Raw genomic sequence first — 1,591 nt, 5'->3', positions numbered from 1 at the left:
ACGGCGGGTCCCTCGCGCCCCGCTCATGCCGGCTGGCCGGCGGCCGGAACCGTGCCGGCTGTGCCGGCGAGCCCGGGCTTGGCTTCGGCCTCGGGCCGCTCGGTGCGCTTGACGGCGTAGCGCTTCAGCACGATCACTGCCAGTGCCGTGACGACCATGCCGGCCACGATCGAGAGCACGAACATGGCGATGTTGCCGATCGCGAAGAAGACGAAGATGCCGCCGTGCGGGGCCTGGGAGGTGACTCCCGTGGCCATGCACAGGGCACCGGTGACGGCGCCGCCGAGCATGCTGGCCGGGATCACGCGCAGCGGGTCCGCGGCGGCGAACGGGATGGCGCCTTCGGAGATGAACGAGGCGCCCAGCAGCCAGGCAGCCTTGCCGTTCTCACGCTCGGCCAGGGAGAAGCGCTTGCGGTCCAGCACGGTGGCCAGGGCCATGGCCAGCGGCGGCACCATGCCGGCGGCCATCACCGCGGCCATGATCTGGTACGGGGCCTGGTTGGCCAGGCTGCCGGCGCCCAGGCCGGCGACGGCGAACGAGTAGGCCACCTTGTTCACCGGGCCGCCCAGGTCGAAGCACATCATCAGGCCCAGGATGATCCCCAGGATGGCCGCGGAGGCACCGGTGAGGCCGGACAGCCAGGCGTTCAGGGCGGCGGTCAGCGCCGCGATCGGCCCGCCGAGGACCAGGAACATGAGCCCGGAGGCCACGATCGAGGCCAGCAGCGGGATGATGACCACCGGCATCAGGCCGCGCAGCCAGCGCGGTGCGGCCAGGGTGCCGAGCCAGTGGGCGAACCAGCCCGCCAGCAGGCCGCCCACCAGGCCGCCGAGGAAGCCGGCACCCATGAACCCGGCGACCGCGCCGGCGGTGAAGCCCGGGGCGATGCCCGGCCGGTCTGCGATCGCGTAGGCAATGTACCCGGCCAGCGCGGGGACCAGGAAGCCCATGGAGAGTGCCCCGATCTTGAACAGCACCGCACCCAGGTACAGGGCCAGGTTGCCGCCGGGGAGGTTGAACAGCGTGTTGCTGCCCAGGATGGAATCCGCCTTGCCGTTCAGGGCAATGTCGTAACCGCCGAGCAGGAAGCCCAGCGCGATGAGCAGGCCGCCGCCGGCCACGAACGGAATCATGTAGCTGACGCCGGTGAGCAGGGCGCGCTTGAGCTTGGCGCCGATGCTTTCGCCGGCCAGGGCCCCTTCGTGTGCCCCGACGTCCGCGACGGCGCTGACCCGGCGGGCGTTCGGGTCTTCCGCGGCGGCCAGGGCCTCGCGGACCATCCGGTCCGGTTCGTCGATGGCGCGCTTGACCGGGGACTGGATCACCGGCTTGCCGGCGAAGCGCTCCTTCTCGCGCACGTCCACGTCCACGGCGAAGATGACGGCCGACGCCGCCTCGATCACGGCCGGATCCAGCGGCTGGGCGCCGGCCGAGCCCTGGGTCTCCACCTGCAGGCCGACCCCTGCCTCCTTCGCCGCGGCAGTGAGCGAGTCGGCGGCCATATAGGTGTGGGCGATGCCGGTGGGGCAGGCGGTCACGGCCACCAGCGTGCGCGGGCGGTCCGGCCCGGCAGCGGCCGCCGCGGTCC

The 1,591-nt window shown here is 72.5% G+C and carries 1 protein-coding gene; it reads right to left on the bottom strand.

The window, feature by feature from the left end:
• Positions 1–23: 23 nt before the first annotated feature.
• On the bottom strand, positions 24–1,591 hold a 1,568-nt coding region (locus ACFQ36_RS22570), incomplete at its 5' end, for a PTS fructose transporter subunit IIC (protein WP_377017792.1).

This window comes from Arthrobacter sp. GCM10027362 (assembly GCF_042679445.1).
In the GTDB taxonomy this organism is placed as follows: domain Bacteria; phylum Actinomycetota; class Actinomycetes; order Actinomycetales; family Micrococcaceae; genus Crystallibacter.
Note: the sequence above shows the minus strand (reverse complement) of the source record. Positions and strands in the feature narration are given on the sequence as shown.